The organism is Mesorhizobium sp. IMUNJ 23232 (assembly GCF_044326205.1).
Classification (GTDB): Bacteria; Pseudomonadota; Alphaproteobacteria; order Rhizobiales; family Rhizobiaceae; genus Kumtagia.
In genome coordinates, this window is record NZ_JBIRCY010000034.1 from 66,411 (window position 1) to 81,732 (window position 15,322).

Below are 15,322 nucleotides of genomic sequence, written 5' to 3' on the forward strand. Positions count from 1 at the left end.
CTGGCTTCTACTTCGCCAGCACGGCCGCGCCGATGCGGCCGATGTCGCCGTCCTGCTGGTCGCTCTCGCCCGACACGCCGATGGCGCCGATGATCTCGTCGCCGGATTTCAGCAGCACGCCGCCGTCGAGCGGGATGCCGTTGGGGATACAGAGCAGCGCAAAGCGGCCCTGGCCCTCGACCACGTCCTGAAAGGCTTTGGTCGGGCGTTTGAACAGTACCGCCGTGCGTGCCTTGAGAGTGGCGATCTCGACGCTGCCGACCTGCGCGCCGTCGTCGCGGTGAAGCAGCACGAGATGGCCACCATCGTCGACGATGGCGATGACGAGCTTGAGCCTGTCCTTTTTGGCCGCGGTCTCGCAGGCGGCGGCAATCGCCTTGGCGGCTTCGATGGTGAGGGCGGTCTTGGTGGCGAGCATGATTTTCTCCTCAAGAATTCAGAGCGAGACGCCGAGCGCCTTCACCCAAGCGAGGCCTTCGTCGGTGCCGGCGCGCGGCTTGTATTCGCAGCCCGTCCAGCCGGCGTAGCCGAACCGGTCCAGAGCGGCGAAGACCGCACCGTAGGCAATCTCGCCTTCGTCGGGCTCGGTGCGGCTCGGCACCGCCGCGATCTGGACGTGGCCGATCTGGGGCAGGTGACGTTCGAGCCTGGTCAGCACGTCGCCCTCGCTGACGCCGACATGATATACGTCGAACATGATCTTGAGGTTCGGTGCGCCGACCTCGCCGATGATGTCGGCGGCCTTACTGAGCGTGGAATAGAAATAACCCGGCTTGTCGCGCTGGTTGATCGGCTCCAGCAGCAGCGTCAGGTCCGGCGCGGCCTTCGCCGCGAAGGATAGGTTTTCGATGAGGACTTCCTTCGCCCTGGCCTTGTGCTCCGGCGCGACGAGTCCGGCCATGACATGCACGGACGACGCACCGGCGGCGCGCGCATAGTACGAGGATTGCCGGAAGCCGTCGCTGAACTCCGCCTCGCGGCCGGCCTGAGCGCCGAGACCGAAATCGCCTTTTTCGGCATTGCCGACCGGGGTGTTGATGCCGAGAAGAACGATCCCGTGCGCGGCGCAACGCTGCCTGACGGCGTCGGCCGGCGTGGCATAGGGCCAGTGCAGTTCGATCGCCCTGAAGCCCGCCGCTGCCGCTGCGTCGATGCGGTCGAGCAGCGGACGATCCGGCCAGAGGAAGCCTAGATTGGCGGAAAATTTCGGCATGGTCACTTCAGCTTGAAGTGGCGGTTGAGGTCGGCGATCGCTTCCGGAGCCAGATGGCGGACCTTCATGCCGCGCAGGATGACGGCAAGCTTGGCGGCTTCCTCCAACTCCTCGATGGCGAAGACGGCGGCGTCGAGCGATGCGCCGGCGACCACCGGTCCGTGGTTTTCGAGGAGCACGGCGGGATGGTCGGCAGCGAGCGCATCGATCATCGGCTTCACCTCCGCCGAGCCGGGCCGCGTGTAGGGCACGACGGGCACCCGGCCGACGCGCATCACCACATAGGGCGTGATCGGGGGGATGGCGTCTTTGGGATCGACGTCGGACAGGCAGGACAGCGCCGTCGCATAGGTGGAGTGCAGATGCACCACCGCGCGCGAGGCGGGACGCTGGTCGTAGAAGCCGAAATGCAGCGGCAGTTCCTTGGTCGGCGGGTCGCCGGAAACGTGCTTGCCCGCAAGGTCGAGTTTTGAAAGCCGGTCGGCCTCCAGGAACCCCAGGCAGGAATTGGTGGGTGTGAACAGGAAGCCGTCGTCGAGTCTCGCCGACATGTTGCCGGACGAACCGGCCGTGAGCCCCCGCTCGAACAGCGACTTGCCCCATTTGACGAGATTGTCGCGGATTGTCTGCTCGCTCATGCCGTACCGATCCGTTCCACTGCTTTCTCGAAGAAATCGTCGGCGCCGAAATTACCGCTCTTCAGGGCCAGCCCCAGAGGCCCGTTGCGCTCCGCGACCAGCGCCGGCACGCCGGGGTCGATCTCCTCGCCGATGCCGAGACTGGTGAGGCCGAGCGCCTCCACCACGGCGCCCGAGGTCTCGCCGCCGCCGACCACGACGCGGCGCACGCCGGAGTCGGCCAGCCGGCGCACCAGGCCGGCGAAGAAATGCTCTACCTTCGCTGCGATTTCCGCGCGGCCGAAACGCTGCTGGGCGTCGGCAACCGACGCCGGATCGGCCGTCGAATAGACGATCGGCGCCGCGCCGTTCCGTGCAGCTACCCAGGCTGCCGCCTTGTCGATGCTCATCGAACCGTCCATCAGCCCAGCGGGATCGAGCGCCAGCCCGGGACGCGACTTCAGATACGCCGCGACCTGGCGCTGCGAGGCGGTCGAACAGGAGCCGCAGAGCACGACGGCGGGACCTTTCACGACGGATTTCGTTCCGGCTCCGCCCGCAAGCTTGCCAGCGCGCCGAAAGTTTTCAGGCAGGCCGAGCGCGATGCCCGAGCCGCCGGTCACCAGCCTGTGCCCGGCGAGTGCCGCGCCGAGCACCATCAGGTCGCTGTCTACAATCGCGTCGGTGACGACGAGCCGCACGCCTTTCCTGCGCTCCGCGTGGAAGGCGGCAGCAAGTGCCTCAGGGCCGGCGCGCACGGTGTCGAGGGTGATCAGCCCGACCTCGCCCCTGGTCTGCAGGCGCAGCCAGCGGCGGATGTTGGGGTCGGTCATCGGGGTCAGCGGATGCTTCTCCATGCCCGATTCCGACAGCAGTTTATCTCCGACGAAGAGGTGTCCCATGAACAGCCGTCGGCCGGTGGCGGGGAATACCGGGCAGACGACGGCGAGATCCGCGCCCAGCCGGTCGAGCAGTGCTTCCGCCACCGGGCCGATATTGCCCATGGGCGTCGAATCGAAGGTCGAGCAATATTTGAACAGGAACTGCTCGCAGCCCTGCGCCTTCAGCCAGTCGGCAGCCTCCAGCGACTGCCTGACGGCCTGTTCGGGAGCGATGGACCGCGTCTTCAGGGCAACCACGCCAGCCTCGCAATCGGCCGGCGCCTTGCTCGCGGGCACGCCAACGAACTGCGTCGTCGCCATGCCGCCCTTGGCCAGCGTGTTGGCTAGGTCGCTGGCGCCGGTGAAATCGTCGGCTATGGCACCGAGCAGCATGTTCTCAGCCTATGCCGGCAGCGTATTGCCGAGTTCATCCTCGATATGGACGCGGATGATCTCGTCGAAGGATTTTTCCGCCTGGAAGCCGAGCGCGGCGGCTCGCCTGGCGTCAAAACTCCGCGGCCAGCCGGAGATGATCTTGGCGACGGCCGGATTCGGCTCCCGGCGGATCAGCTTCACCGCCTTCTCGCCGGCGACGCGGCGCAGCGCCTCGATCTCCTCGCCGACGGTCGCGGCAAGGCCCGGCATGGTGAGCGAGCGGCGGCTGCCGAGCGGCGCGGTATCGAGTTCCGCGGCATGGATCAAAAACCTAGTCGCCGCGCGCGGGCTGGCGAACCAGTGCCGGATGCTTTCCTCGACCGGCAATACTGCTTCCTCGCCGATCAGGGGCTCGCGCAGGATCGAGGAAAAGAAGCCGGAAGCCGCCCTGTTGGGCTTGCCGGGCCGGATCGAGATGGTCGGCAGGCGGATGCCGATGCCGTCGAAGAACCCGCGCCGGGAATAGTCGGCAAGCAGCAGTTCGCCGATCGCCTTCTGCGTGCCGTAGCTGGTCAGCGGTGCGAGGAAATAGGTGTCCTCGATGGTTTCGGGCAGCGGCTCGCCATAGACGACAATGGACGAGGTGAACACCAGCTTCGGCGCGTAAACTTCCCTCAGTCCCTCGATGCGGATCGCCTCGAACAGTGCGCGCGTGCCGTCTAGGTTGACGCGGTAGCCCTTCTCGAAGTCGGCCTCCGCCTCGCCCGAGACAATGGCCGCAAGGTGAAAGATCAGGTCCGGCCTCGGCGCCACCAGCTTCGCCGCCACGCCGTCATCAGAAAGATCCGCAGCGACGGTCGAAACCTTGCCGGCAAAATCCGGGGTTTCCGGAGCGACGATGTCGGCGAGCGTCAGGCGATCGATCGGCCGGCCTTGCACCTCTCCCTTCGCGATCAGGGCAGCCACCAGCTTGCGCCCGATCATGCCTGCGGCGCCGACGACCAGTATGTGCATGTCAAGCGGTTTCCTTCTTGCTGCCGGGAGCGCCGAGCCGTGCCGCGGCCGGGATCGTGTCGCTTGCACCCGCATCGACCTCCAGACTGGTGTCGTGGATGCGCAGGATGTGGTTGGCGAAGGCGGCCGACACGGCTTCCGGATTGCGCATCTTCAGCGCGCTGACGATGAAGCGATGATCCTCGAGGCTCTTCTCGATCGCGCCCGGCTTGCCCATGGCGATGCGGCGATGGTCAAGCATGTAGGTGTAGAGGTCGACCACGAAGTCCGCGAGCAGCCTGTTGCTGGAGGCGTAGTAGATGGTGAGGTGGAATTCCCGGTCGCAAATCAGGAAGCGGACGGGGTCGTCGCAAGCCGCCTCCTGCGCGATGATCGAATCCTCCAGCCGCCTGATGTCCTCGGCGCTGAGATGCCGCGCCGCATCGGCCACGACCGCCGTCTCCACCAGCAGGCGCGCCGCGTGCACCGCTTCGAGCGAATAGCCGTTGATCGAGGTCGGGTTGGTGACGCCGATGCGTTGCGCGCCGACGTCGACATTGACGTTGGCGATGCGCGTGCGCGCGCCCTGCGAGACCTGGACGATGCCTTCGCCGGCGAGCCGCTGCACGGCGCCGCGCACCGTCTCGCGGCTGACCATCAGCATGGTTGCGAGCTCGCGCTCGCTCGGCAGCTCGTCGCCGACCTGCAGGATGCCGGACGCGATCATCGAGACGATCTTGTCGCGGATCATCTCCTTGGCGGTCTGCTTGTGGATCGATTCATGAAGCGGCGAGAGGGGAATCGCCATGCGGTTCACCGACAACTGGACTGTTAAGTAGTCCAGTTAGCGCATTCCATTCCCGATGTCACGGGCTTTATCGCCGAGGAAGAAATTTATGCCGAAAAGACTGGGGCAGGTCGTCGAGGCCGGCTCAAGGACGGGCAGCGCTATGGCGCATGCGAGCGCGTCGGCGATTGCGGGATGGTCCCGGTTATCGTCGCGACCGCCTGTCGGATTTCAGCGCCAGCCCGACGACCATTTCCACCATGTGCTGCTTGAGCGATTGCTGGCCTTTGTCGTCGAAAAGCGCGTCGCCGAAGATGCGGGAAAAGGTGGCGCGGTTGGAAACGTTGAAGAAGCTCAAGGCGCTGATGTGCCAGTGCAATTCGAGGGGCGTGACGTCGTCGCGGAAAAGTCCGGCGTCGCGACCTCGCCGGCAGATCGCCTCGAGCTTCTGGATTGCCCCGGCGTTGAGCAGGCGGATCAGATCCGACTGCTCGAGATAGGCGCCGTGATGGATGTTCTCGATCATAACGATCCGGATGAAATCCGGGTGGCGGCTGTGGTGGTCGAAGGTGAATTCGGCGAGCAGTTTCAGCGCCTCGACCGGCGGCAGATGGTCGAGTTCCAGTTCCTGCTCGCCTGCGCGAACCTGGCGGTAAGCCTCTTCGAGAACACGGCCGTACAGACCCTCCTTGTCGCCGAAATAATAATAGATCATGCGCTTCGACGTGTTCGTCTTGGCTGCGATCTCGTCGATGCGCGCTCCCGACAGCCCGTTGGCCGCGAACTCCATCATCGCCACCGCGAGGATGTTCTTGCGGACACCCGCCGGGTCCTGCTTCCAGCCGCCGCTTCGGCCGTTGGCGGGTTTGTCGTCCATGAGTCGCTGCTCTCCTCGCATTCCGATGACTACATTTCGAAGCAGCCTTAGCAAATTAACTGGTTCGTACAAAGTGATTGACGAAATTAACCAGACGGTACAAAGTGCGAGCGGATGTCGGGAGGACCTTGTCTGGGGCAGGGCTGACATCCTGGAGGTTCGATTGCCGTCAGACGTCGTCCAGTCGCTTGGTGATGCGGAAATTTCAGCCGATCCCCGCCGCGTATTGGTGGGGCTGGTCGGCCGTGGCATCCAATTGTCGCGCACTCCGGCCATGCACGAAGCCGAAGGCGATGCGCAGGGGCTCGCCTACATCTATCGCCTGCTCGATACGGACCGCATGGGCGACGCCGCGCCTGGGCTTGTGGACATCCTGGCATTCGCGGAGCATTTCGGTTTCGACGGCCTCAACGTCACATTTCCTTACAAGCAGGAGATCATTCCGCTGCTCGACGGGCTGTCCGAAGCCGCGGAGGCCCTAGGCTCGGTCAACACCGTGGTGCTGCGCGACGGCCGCCGTGTCGGACACAACACCGACATGTCGGGTTTCAGGGAGAGTTTCCGGCATGGCATGGCCGGCGCGCCGCGCGAAAAAGTTCTGCTGCTCGGCGCGGGTGGCGCGGGAGCGGCGGTCGCCCACGCGCTGCTCGACGATGGCGCCGGGCAAGTGATGATCAGCGATGTCGAGCCGCGAAGGGCCGCCGCGCTCGCAGCGCGGCTCGGTTCGCGTTTCGGTGCCGGGAGGGTAACGGTCGTCTCCGATCTTGCGGCCGCGGCGGCATCTGCCGACGGCCTCGTCAATGCGTCCCCGGTCGGCATGACGAAGCTTCCGGGCCTGCCGCTCGACCCCGCGCTGCTGCGCCCCGAATGCTGGGTCGCCGACATCGTCTATTTCCCGCTGGAGACGGAGCTGCTGGCGCAGGCGCGCAGCCGCGGCTGCCGCACGCTGAGCGGCGAGGGAATGGCCGTCCATCAGGCGGCGCGGGCCTTCCAGCTGTTTACCGGCATCGCGCCGGATGTGGATCGGATGAAGTCGGCTTTCGCGGCCTTCAACGGCGCACCCGCCGTCGGCGGGGTGACCGTCGGGCTCCACCCGGTGAGGATCTTTGAAAATTAACAGGGAGGAAGACATGAGATTGAACGCAACCCGCCGTCAGTTCCTGGTCGGCACCGGCCTCGTCGCCACGGCGGCGGCATTTCCGGCGCTGGCGCAGGACAAGCCTAAACTTCGCTTCTCGGCCGTGTTCTCCGAACAGGACATTCGCGCCGAGATGACAAAAATGTTCGCCGACGCCATCAAGGACGACTTCATCTTCGAAGGCTACTACGGCGGCAACCTGTTCAAGCAGGGCACCGAGCTTGTCGCGCTGCAGCGCGGCAATCTGGAGATGGGCAACATCGCGCCGCAGGACATCTCCAAGCAGATTCCGGCATGGTCGATCGTCACAGCGGGTTATCTGTTCCGCGACGCCGCCCACCTCAAGGCGTTCTTCGCCAGCGAGTCCGGCGCCGAACTGAAGAAGATGACCGAGGACCAGCTTGGTGTGCGCGTGCTCGGGCCGACCTATTTCGGGGTCCGCCAGGTCGGCCTGAAGCCCGACAAGGAAATCAAGACGCCCGCCGACATGGCCGGCATCAAGCTGCGCATGCCGGGCGGCGATGCCTGGCAGTTCCTCGGCACCGCGCTCGGCGCCAACCCGACCGCAATGGCCTATGCCGAGGTCTATACCGGCCTGCAGACCGGCGCCATCGATGGCCAGGACAATCCGCTGCCGAACGTCGAGAACATGAAATTCTACGAGGTGATGTCGCAGATCGTACTGACCTCGCATCTCGTCGGCTTCGATCTTCTGACAGTCTCGAAGAAGGTCTGGGACGAGATGGGCGCGGAAAAGCAGGCAAAATTCCAGGCCGCGGCGGATGCAGCGATAGAATTCAGCACGCAAAAACACCTCGCCCGCGAGAAGGAACTGGTTGAGACCTTCAAGGGCAAGGGACTGAAGATCTACGAGCCGGATGTCGCCGCCTTCCGCAAGCATGTGCAGGAGCAGTATCTGGCGTCCGACCTCGCCAAGGACTGGCCGGCCGGAATGGTCGACAAGATCAACGCGCTGTAGGCAGGGGAGCCTCCGGCCGGCGCTTGCGCGTCGGCCGGCCTTCCGTTCACACGATCAACTCGCGGCCGACGTGACAAGATGACGAATCCGGAACTCCGCAGATGGGGCGGCTGGCTTTACCGCCGTGCCGAAAATGTGCTGGCAGCGATGCTGGTGGTGATGTTCGGCGCGTTCCTGCTGCAGATCGTCTTCCGCTACGTGCTCAACCTGCCGATCGGCTGGACCAACGAAATCAGCGTCATCCTGTGGATATGGCTGGTGCTGTGGGGCGCGGCCTTCGTGCTGCGCGAGGAGGAGGAGATCCGCTTCGACCTCTTCTACGCCTCCGCCGGGCCGAAGCTGCGGCGGGTCATGTTCCTCATCGCCGCCGCCGCGCTGGTCGTGCTTTATGCGATCTCGTTTCCGGCGGTCCTCGACTATGTGACCTTCATGAAGGTCGAGAAATCGGCCTATCTGAAGATACGCTTCGACTGGCTGTTTTCGATCTACGTGGTCTTCGTCATCGCGATCATCGCCCGCTACCTCTGGCTTTCCTGGCAGGCCGTGTTCGGCAAGGCGCCGCAAGAATTCGACCCGACCAAGGTGAGTTCGGGCGTATGAACCTCGCCAGCCCCTTCTCAATTTCCGTCGTCGCGATCACCGCGCTGGCCTTTCTCGGCCTGCCGATCGGACATTCGATGATCGCCGGCTCGATCCTCTACCTGCTGCTTGCCGGCCTCGACATGGGCACGGCCGCCGAGCAGTTCCTGAACGGCATGTATTCCAACTACATCATCCTCGCCGTGCCGCTGTTCATCCTGGCCGCCGAACTGATGAACATCGGCTCGATGACGGAGCGGCTGCTGCGCTTCTGCGACGCCATCGTCGGGCGGTTCCGGGGCGGACTGGCGCACGTCAATATCGTTCAGAGCATCATCTTTGCCGGCATGTCGGGTTCGGCGATCGCCGACGCGGCCGGCACCGGCAAGATGATGCAGATGATGATGACCAAGGATGGCAAATATACGCCGAGCTATGCGGCGGCATTGACGGCGGTGACGGCCGTCATCGGCCCGATCATCCCGCCGTCGATCCCCATGGTCATCTATGCACTCGTCTCCGACGCGTCGATAGGCTACCTGTTCCTTGGCGGCGTCATTCCCGGCCTGCTGATGGCAGCATCGCAGATGGCGATCGTCGGCTATCAGGCGCGGAAGCATGACTTCCCGGTCGAGGCGCCGACGCCGCTGCGCGAGCTGCCCGGCATCACCTGGCGCGCCTTCCCGTCGCTGATGATGCCGGTCGTCCTGCTCGGCGGCATCTATACCGGCGTCACGACGCCGACCGAGGCCGCTGCGGTCGCCGCGGCCTATGCGCTGCTGATCTCGGTTGTCCTCTACCGCAGCGTCAGTTTCGCGGATTTCTATCGGTCGGTCTTGGCAAGCGCACGCACGACGGCGTCGATCGGCATGCTGATCGCCGGCGCCCTGGTGTTCAATTACGTCGTCACCGTCGAGAACATCCCGGACTCGATCAAGGTCCTGCTGACGAGCTGGGATCTTTCCCCCATGGGCTTCCTGATCCTGGTCAACATCCTGCTGCTGCTGCTCGGCTGCGTGCTGGAAGGCACCACGATCCTGCTTGTCGTCGTGCCGGTGCTGATCCCGACGGCGCACGCGCTCGGCATCGACATGGTGCATTTCGGCGTGATGGTGGTGGTCAACATCATGCTCGGCCTCGTCACCCCGCCTTACGGGCTGCTGCTGTTCATCATGACGCGCATCGCCGAGGTGCCGCTCAAGGATATCGTGCGCGACGTACTTCCCTTCCTGTGGGCGATGATCGCGTCGCTGGCGCTCATCACCTTCTTTCCCGGTCTCGTTCTCTGGCTGCCAAGGCTGCTCGGCTACCAGGGCTGATCAGCGGAGTTTTCGATGAAACCGATCTTCGTCATCAACGGCCCCAACCTCAACCGGCTCGGCAAGCGCGAACCCGAGATCTACGGCACAACGACGCTGGCGGAGATCGAAACGATGTGCCGGGAGGCGGCGGGAGATCATCCGGTCCGCTTCCGTCAGTCCAACGCGGAGCATGAGATCGTCGACTGGATCCACGAGGCGATCGACGAGGGGGCGGGCATCCTCATCAATCCGGCCGGTTTGAGCTTCCGCTCCATCCCGATCCTCGACGCGCTAAAAATGTTTTCGGGACCGATCGTCGAGTTGCACATCTCCAACATCCACCGGCGCGAGGCGATCTATCACCGCTCCCTGGTGTCCACCGTGGCGACCGCCGTCATCGCCGGCCTCGGGCCGCGCGGCTATCCCACCGCAGTCAAATCGCTGATCGAGTTGATCGGACAGTAAGCCGGGATTGCCCCGGCTTGAGGCCAGTCGGGGCGATATATCGAAGGAATGAACGAACTGGTTAGTTAGTTTGAAACGTCTGAGCAACAGGGGAGGAACTCAACATGTGCCCACCAGGATGCCTTCATTCGATTTGTGAGAAGGCGACCCGCAGGGGTCTTCTGAAAGCCGGATTTACGCTTGGCCTGGGTGCGGCGGCGGCCGCCGCGCTTCCAGCGATAACGCCGGCCCGCGCCGCGCCGGTAAGTTTCACCGACACGGTCGACCTCTCTCACGCGCTCTATGAAGGGTTTCCGACCTTCAGCGGCGACAAATGGTTCACCGTCGAGCAACTCGTCACCTTCGCCAAGGACAAGGTGAACCTCAACCGCTGGACGATCGTTGAGCACAGCGGCACGCATATGGACGCGCCGATCCACTTCTCTGCTGACGGGCTGACGGCCGACCTGATCCCGATTTCAGACCTCATCGTCCCGGTTGCTGTCATCAACATCGCGGCGCGCGCCGCCGATAATGTGGACACGTCGCTCACGCCGGACGACGTCAAGGCGTGGGAATCGAAGAACGGGCCTCTTCCGGAAGGCTGCTGCGTGGTGATGAACTCCGGATGGCACAAACTTGTCGGCGACCCGAAATTCACCGGCAACGACAGCGAGAAGAAGAACCACACGCCGGGCTTCCACATCGAAACGGCGCAGATGCTGATCGGCGAACGAAAGGTAAAGGGGATCGGCGTCGACACGCTTTCCCTGGACACGGGGCTGAACTCGGGCGGGGCTTTTCCGGTCCACTATGAATGGCTGGGCAGCGGCCGCTGGGGCGTGGAGTGCCTGGCAAACCTCGATGCAATCCCTGAATCGGGAGCCCGTCTCTTCCTCGGCATTCCCAAGGTGAAGGGTGCTACCGGCGGACCCACCCGGGTGATTGCGCTTCTGTGATGCGGCCGAAAGCGCCCGTTCGCACATCCTGTCTGCCCCTTGGACCCGGCCAGGTCCGAGGGGCATGGCTTGGGTCTCGGCGATGAAAACCTCGATCGCCACCGTCTCGATCAGCGGCGATCTGCGCGAAAAACTCGCGGCAATCGCCACCGCGGGTTTCGACGGCGTGGAGATTTTCGAGAACGATTTCCTGGCCTTCGACGGCACGCCGGCGGAGGTTGGCAGGATAGTGCGCGACTACGGGTTGGAGATCACACTGTTCCAGCCATTCCGCGATTTCGAGGGATTGCCGGAGCCGCAGCGGGCGCGCGCCTTCGACCGGGCGGAGCGCAAGTTCGACCTGATGCAGGAACTCGGTACCGACCTGATGCTGGTCTGTTCCAACGTCTCGCCTCTTGCGCTGGGCGGCATCGACCGGGCCGCCGCCGATTTTCGCGAGCTCGGCGAGCGGGCGGCCCGGCGCGGCCTTCGCGTCGGTTACGAGGCACTCGCCTGGGGCCGCCACATCAGCGACCACCGCGATGCCTGGGAGATCGTCCGCCGCGCCGATCACCCGAACATCGGCCTCATCCTCGATTCCTTCCACACGCTGGCGCGCAAGATCGATGTCGAGACGATCCGCGCAATCCCTGGCGACCGCATCTTCATCGTGCAACTCGCCGACGCGCCGCGCATCGACATGGACCTGCTCTACTGGAGCCGGCACTTCCGCAACATGCCGGGCGAAGGCGACCTGCCGGTGACCGATTTTATGCGCGCGGTTGCAGCGACCGGCTATACCGGGCCGCTGTCGCTGGAGATATTTAACGATCAGTTCCGCGGCGGTTCGCCGAAATCCATCGCGGTCGATGGCCGGCGCTCGCTGATCTACCTGATGGACCAGGTGGCGCGCGCCGAGCCGGACATCGCAATCGACGTGCCGGCGATCCCGGACCGTATTTCGGTTAGCGGCGTGGAGTTCGTCGAATTCGCCGCCAATGAAACCGAGGCCGAGGAACTCGCCGCGCTGCTCGGGACGATGGGTTTCCGGCTCGCGGCACGCCACAGGCACAAGGATGTGCTGCTCTACCAGCAAGGGGGCATCAACATTGTCGTCAACACCGAGAAGGAGGGATTTGCGCATTCGTCCTACGTCGTCCACGGGGCCTCCGCCTATGCGTTCGGGCTGAAGGTCGACGACGCCGCGGCGACCGTGGCGCGGGCCCGCGCGCTCGGTGCAGAAATCTTCGAGCAGCGGCACGGGCCGGACGAGCTTGCCATTCCCGCCATTCGCGGCGTCGGCGGCGGCGTGATCTATTTCATCGATGCCGGGAGCGAGCTTGCGCGCGTCTGGGAACTCGAATTCGAACCCGTCGGCAGCGGGCCGGGCGGCGATGCGGGGCTGACGGCCATCGACCATGTCGCGCAGACGATGGATTACGAGGAGATGCTGACCTGGCTTCTCTTCTACACCTCGATCTTCCGGACGCGGAAATCGCCGATGGTCGATGTCGTCGACCCGGCCGGTCTGGTGCGCAGCCAGGTTGTGGAAGGCTGGGATGGCGGCCTGCGGCTGACGCTCAACGGCGCCGAAAACCGCAAGACGCTGGCCGGCCACTTCATCGCCGAAAGTTTCGGGTCCGGCGTCCAGCACCTGGCCTTTGCCAGCACCGACATTTTCGCCACCGCGACGCACCTCGACGCGCTTGGCTTCCAGGCACTTGAAATCTCGCCGAACTATTATGACGACCTCGAGGCGCGACTGGGGCTGGATCCGGCATTGACCGAGCAGCTCAGAGCCGCGAGCATTCTCTACGACAGGGATGAAGCCGGCGAATATTTCCAGCTCTACAGCCAGAATTACGGCGAAGGGTTCTTCTTCGAGATCGTCGAGCGCCGCGGCGGCTACCGAGGCTACGGCGCGCCCAACGCGCCCTTCCGCATCGCCGCACAGAAGCGGTCGATCCGGCCGAGCGGGATGCCACGGGTCGGATAGAGAAACGGGTCACGGGCGTCCCCTTTAGCTGCCGTCGATGAGGCGAGGGAGAGACAGAGCCGCCAGGCGATGAGGTCCGGCGGATCCCGAATTTACCAGGGAACGGGACCGAACATTGCTGCCGAGACAGGTGCCGGGCGGGTGAAAATACGCGGCGCTTCGGGGCACAACCCACGCGATCTTTCCGACGATAAATCCACATTTTGCACGCGACTCGGGGAGGGATTCTGCGCTATCTTCCGACTGACGTAAGGGAAGGTATTTCAGCCGGTTCAGCATCGTTGGAAACGGCGGGAACGGCGTCAGAACAAGGTTAGGTGGCTCCCACCTCGACGGTGCCACTTTTCCTGACAGGAGATGTCATGCCCTGGATTCTTGAAATCGCGACCATCGATGTCGGTCAGGGGGAAAGCTCCCTGATCATCGCCCGCGACACCGCCGCCGGAGGGGCGAGCCGGACCATGCTGATTGACGGCGGCGAACCCGGCTATGCCGCGACCGTGCACAATTTTGTCACCGCGCGGCTCGCGGTCCATGGACTTCAGAGGGTCGACGTCATCGTGACCACGCATTACGACGACGACCATTCGGGGGGCGTGATCGCGCTGCTTCAGGCCGACATCTTCGAGGCATCGGCCGAGATCATCGGCGCCGCCGCGGCGCGGGCGGCGCTTGCCGCGATCGCTGCGGGGCGGGTCGGGCAACAGGTCATTGCTGCGGCCGGCGCTGCGGCTATCGCCGCGACGCTCGGCGCCTATGACGCACCGGGCGGACCGATGCGCGCCAACATCGCAGACCTCGCCGGCGCGGATACCCATGCCCTCGTTCTGCCTATTGGCCGAACCAACAATCAGGTGGTCCGCTGGGCATTCCAGACTGGGATCAATCGAGTGGAGGTGACGCCAGGCGCGTTCAACCCGATCCTCGTCCAGGGTGCCGGGCGGCGCAACAGCGTCCCGGCTGAAGCCGCCGTCCTTGCCGGGACATTGCCGGTACCCACGGCGCTCGGCCCGCGTAGCGCTGGCGCGACCGCGGCGGCCTTCGTTGCGATGGGCGCGGGTATCCCGGTCAACGCGAACCTCGTGACCAACGGCATCTATCGCAACGCCATCCTCGTCGACGTTGGCCGCACCCCGAACATTCCCGCCGATTATGTCAACGCCGTTAACGGCACCGCCTCCTTCACCGCTGGCGCTGGCGCCATTACGGTGCCGACTGCCGTTCATGCGGAGCGTTTTCTCGGCCAGGCCGACCTTGCCAACGAAGTTCTCTGGAACACGCGCGGCGCCGGAGGCCCCGCACTGGCCCCCGCGGGCGCGCCTGCTGCCTTCGTCGTGGCGGCCTCCGGCTGGATATGGAAAGTGCCAGCCGCCGCGGCGCCGATCCCGGGCGGCGAGGACGGCAACGGCCTCAGTATCGGCCTCGTCATCCGATTTGAAAACTTCTACTTCTACACAGGGGGCGACCTGCCGACCGCGGGCGAGGATGTGCTTGCCGTCACGGTGAAGGCGCAGCCGCTTCCCAACCCGCAGGGCGGGCCGGCTTTCGCTGCGCCGCTCAGGTTTGCAGCCTTCAAATGTGGTCATCACGGCGCCAATACGTCGACCTCGACGGCGTTCATCGATGGACTGGCCGCATGGGTGGCGATCATCTCGGTCGGCGGTGGTGTTTTCAACGGCGTCGCCCATCCCAGCCCGGCGGCGATCACGCGGCTTCACGCCAACCTGAACATCACGAATTTCTATATGACGAACTGCCTGGTTGAGACGGGCTACATTCCATCATCATTCGGGCAGAACCAGATTTTTCCGCCTGCCGGCGCTCCTGTTCCGCCGCCGGTCTATCCGCCCTATGCCCCGAACAAGTCGCGCGTCGCCGGCGATAATAGTCAGCCCAATCTCAATGCCGGCCGCCCGCGGGGAGACATCATGATCGAGGTGACGGCGGCAAATGCCCTCGCCGGCCCGGGTGCGCGGACCTTCGACATCACTTATTTCGAGGATGACAACTATGGTCCGGGTCCGGTAGGCGCGTTCACAGTCCATCAGCCGTTCTGACCGGCGGGCAGGCCCGCCGGTCTTGGCCACGCCGCTCAGAGCGGCTGGACGATTACCCTGGCCGCCGTGCCCCTGACCGTGCCTGGGCTGCCCGGGGCCCCGGTTGCGCCGGCGCCGCCGGTGCCGCCGGCCGAGCCGCCATTGTTG

15 protein-coding genes are annotated in these 15,322 nt (G+C 64.7%); 8 read left to right on the top strand and 7 right to left on the bottom strand.

Features of this window, described 5'->3' with window-relative positions:
• Window positions 1-7 precede the first annotated feature (7 nt).
• The 7 genes from ACH196_RS23020 to ACH196_RS23050 form a co-directional block, all read right to left on the bottom strand.
• Window positions 8-418, bottom strand: coding sequence for a heme-binding protein (locus tag ACH196_RS23020; RefSeq protein ID WP_396649271.1), 411 nt, complete (start codon window positions 416-418; stop codon window positions 8-10).
• Between the two features lie 18 nt (window positions 419-436).
• Window positions 437-1,213: a hydroxypyruvate isomerase family protein gene (locus ACH196_RS23025; protein ID WP_396649272.1), complete on the bottom strand. Its 777-nt coding sequence runs from the start codon at window positions 1,211-1,213 to the stop codon at window positions 437-439.
• 2 nt (window positions 1,214-1,215) lie between these two features.
• Window positions 1,216-1,851, bottom strand: a complete 636-nt coding sequence (gene otnC, locus ACH196_RS23030; RefSeq protein WP_396649273.1) for a 3-oxo-tetronate 4-phosphate decarboxylase — start codon at window positions 1,849-1,851, stop codon at window positions 1,216-1,218.
• Window positions 1,848-3,104, bottom strand: coding sequence for a 3-oxo-tetronate kinase (otnK, locus tag ACH196_RS23035; protein ID WP_396649274.1), 1,257 nt, complete (start codon window positions 3,102-3,104; stop codon window positions 1,848-1,850). The genes otnC and otnK overlap by 4 nt, the downstream gene beginning before the upstream one ends.
• A 9-nt stretch (window positions 3,105-3,113) precedes the next feature.
• On the bottom strand, window positions 3,114-4,100 hold the full coding sequence (gene denD / locus ACH196_RS23040; RefSeq protein WP_396649275.1) for a D-erythronate dehydrogenase: 987 nt from the start codon (window positions 4,098-4,100) through the stop codon (window positions 3,114-3,116).
• A gap of 1 nt (window position 4,101) precedes the next feature.
• Window positions 4,102-4,887, bottom strand: coding sequence for a FadR/GntR family transcriptional regulator (locus ACH196_RS23045; protein WP_396649276.1), 786 nt, complete (start codon window positions 4,885-4,887; stop codon window positions 4,102-4,104).
• A 184-nt stretch (window positions 4,888-5,071) separates the two neighbouring features.
• Window positions 5,072-5,743, bottom strand: a complete 672-nt coding sequence (locus ACH196_RS23050; RefSeq protein ID WP_396649277.1) for a TetR/AcrR family transcriptional regulator — start codon at window positions 5,741-5,743, stop codon at window positions 5,072-5,074.
• Here ACH196_RS23050 and ACH196_RS23055 point away from each other — a divergent pair.
• The 8 genes from ACH196_RS23055 to ACH196_RS23090 all read left to right on the top strand — a co-directional run bounded on the left by ACH196_RS23055 (window position 5,742) and on the right by ACH196_RS23090 (window position 15,175).
• Entirely contained in the window at window positions 5,742-6,860 is a 1,119-nt protein-coding gene (locus ACH196_RS23055; RefSeq protein ID WP_396649278.1) for a shikimate dehydrogenase, read from the top strand. The two genes, ACH196_RS23050 and ACH196_RS23055, sit on opposite strands and share 2 nt — an antisense overlap.
• A 13-nt stretch (window positions 6,861-6,873) precedes the next feature.
• On the top strand, window positions 6,874-7,860 hold the full coding sequence (gene dctP, locus ACH196_RS23060) for a TRAP transporter substrate-binding protein DctP (protein WP_396649279.1): 987 nt from the start codon (window positions 6,874-6,876) through the stop codon (window positions 7,858-7,860).
• A gap of 78 nt (window positions 7,861-7,938) precedes the next feature.
• On the top strand, window positions 7,939-8,460 hold the full coding sequence (locus tag ACH196_RS23065; RefSeq protein WP_396649280.1) for a TRAP transporter small permease: 522 nt from the start codon (window positions 7,939-7,941) through the stop codon (window positions 8,458-8,460).
• Window positions 8,457-9,758: a TRAP transporter large permease gene (locus ACH196_RS23070; protein WP_396649281.1), complete on the top strand. Its 1,302-nt coding sequence runs from the start codon at window positions 8,457-8,459 to the stop codon at window positions 9,756-9,758. The genes ACH196_RS23065 and ACH196_RS23070 overlap by 4 nt, the downstream gene beginning before the upstream one ends.
• 15 nt (window positions 9,759-9,773) lie before the next feature.
• Complete coding sequence (locus ACH196_RS23075; protein ID WP_396649282.1) at window positions 9,774-10,205, top strand: type II 3-dehydroquinate dehydratase; 432 nt, start codon at window positions 9,774-9,776, stop codon at window positions 10,203-10,205.
• 104 nt (window positions 10,206-10,309) lie between these two features.
• Window positions 10,310-11,143, top strand: a complete 834-nt coding sequence (locus ACH196_RS23080) for a cyclase family protein (RefSeq protein WP_396649283.1) — start codon at window positions 10,310-10,312, stop codon at window positions 11,141-11,143.
• Between the two features lie 82 nt (window positions 11,144-11,225).
• Window positions 11,226-13,118, top strand: coding sequence for a bifunctional sugar phosphate isomerase/epimerase/4-hydroxyphenylpyruvate dioxygenase family protein (locus tag ACH196_RS23085; RefSeq protein WP_396649284.1), 1,893 nt, complete (start codon window positions 11,226-11,228; stop codon window positions 13,116-13,118).
• 362 nt (window positions 13,119-13,480) lie between these two features.
• Window positions 13,481-15,175, top strand: coding sequence for a hypothetical protein (locus ACH196_RS23090; RefSeq protein ID WP_396649285.1), 1,695 nt, complete (start codon window positions 13,481-13,483; stop codon window positions 15,173-15,175).
• Window positions 15,176-15,322: the final 147 nt, after the last annotated feature.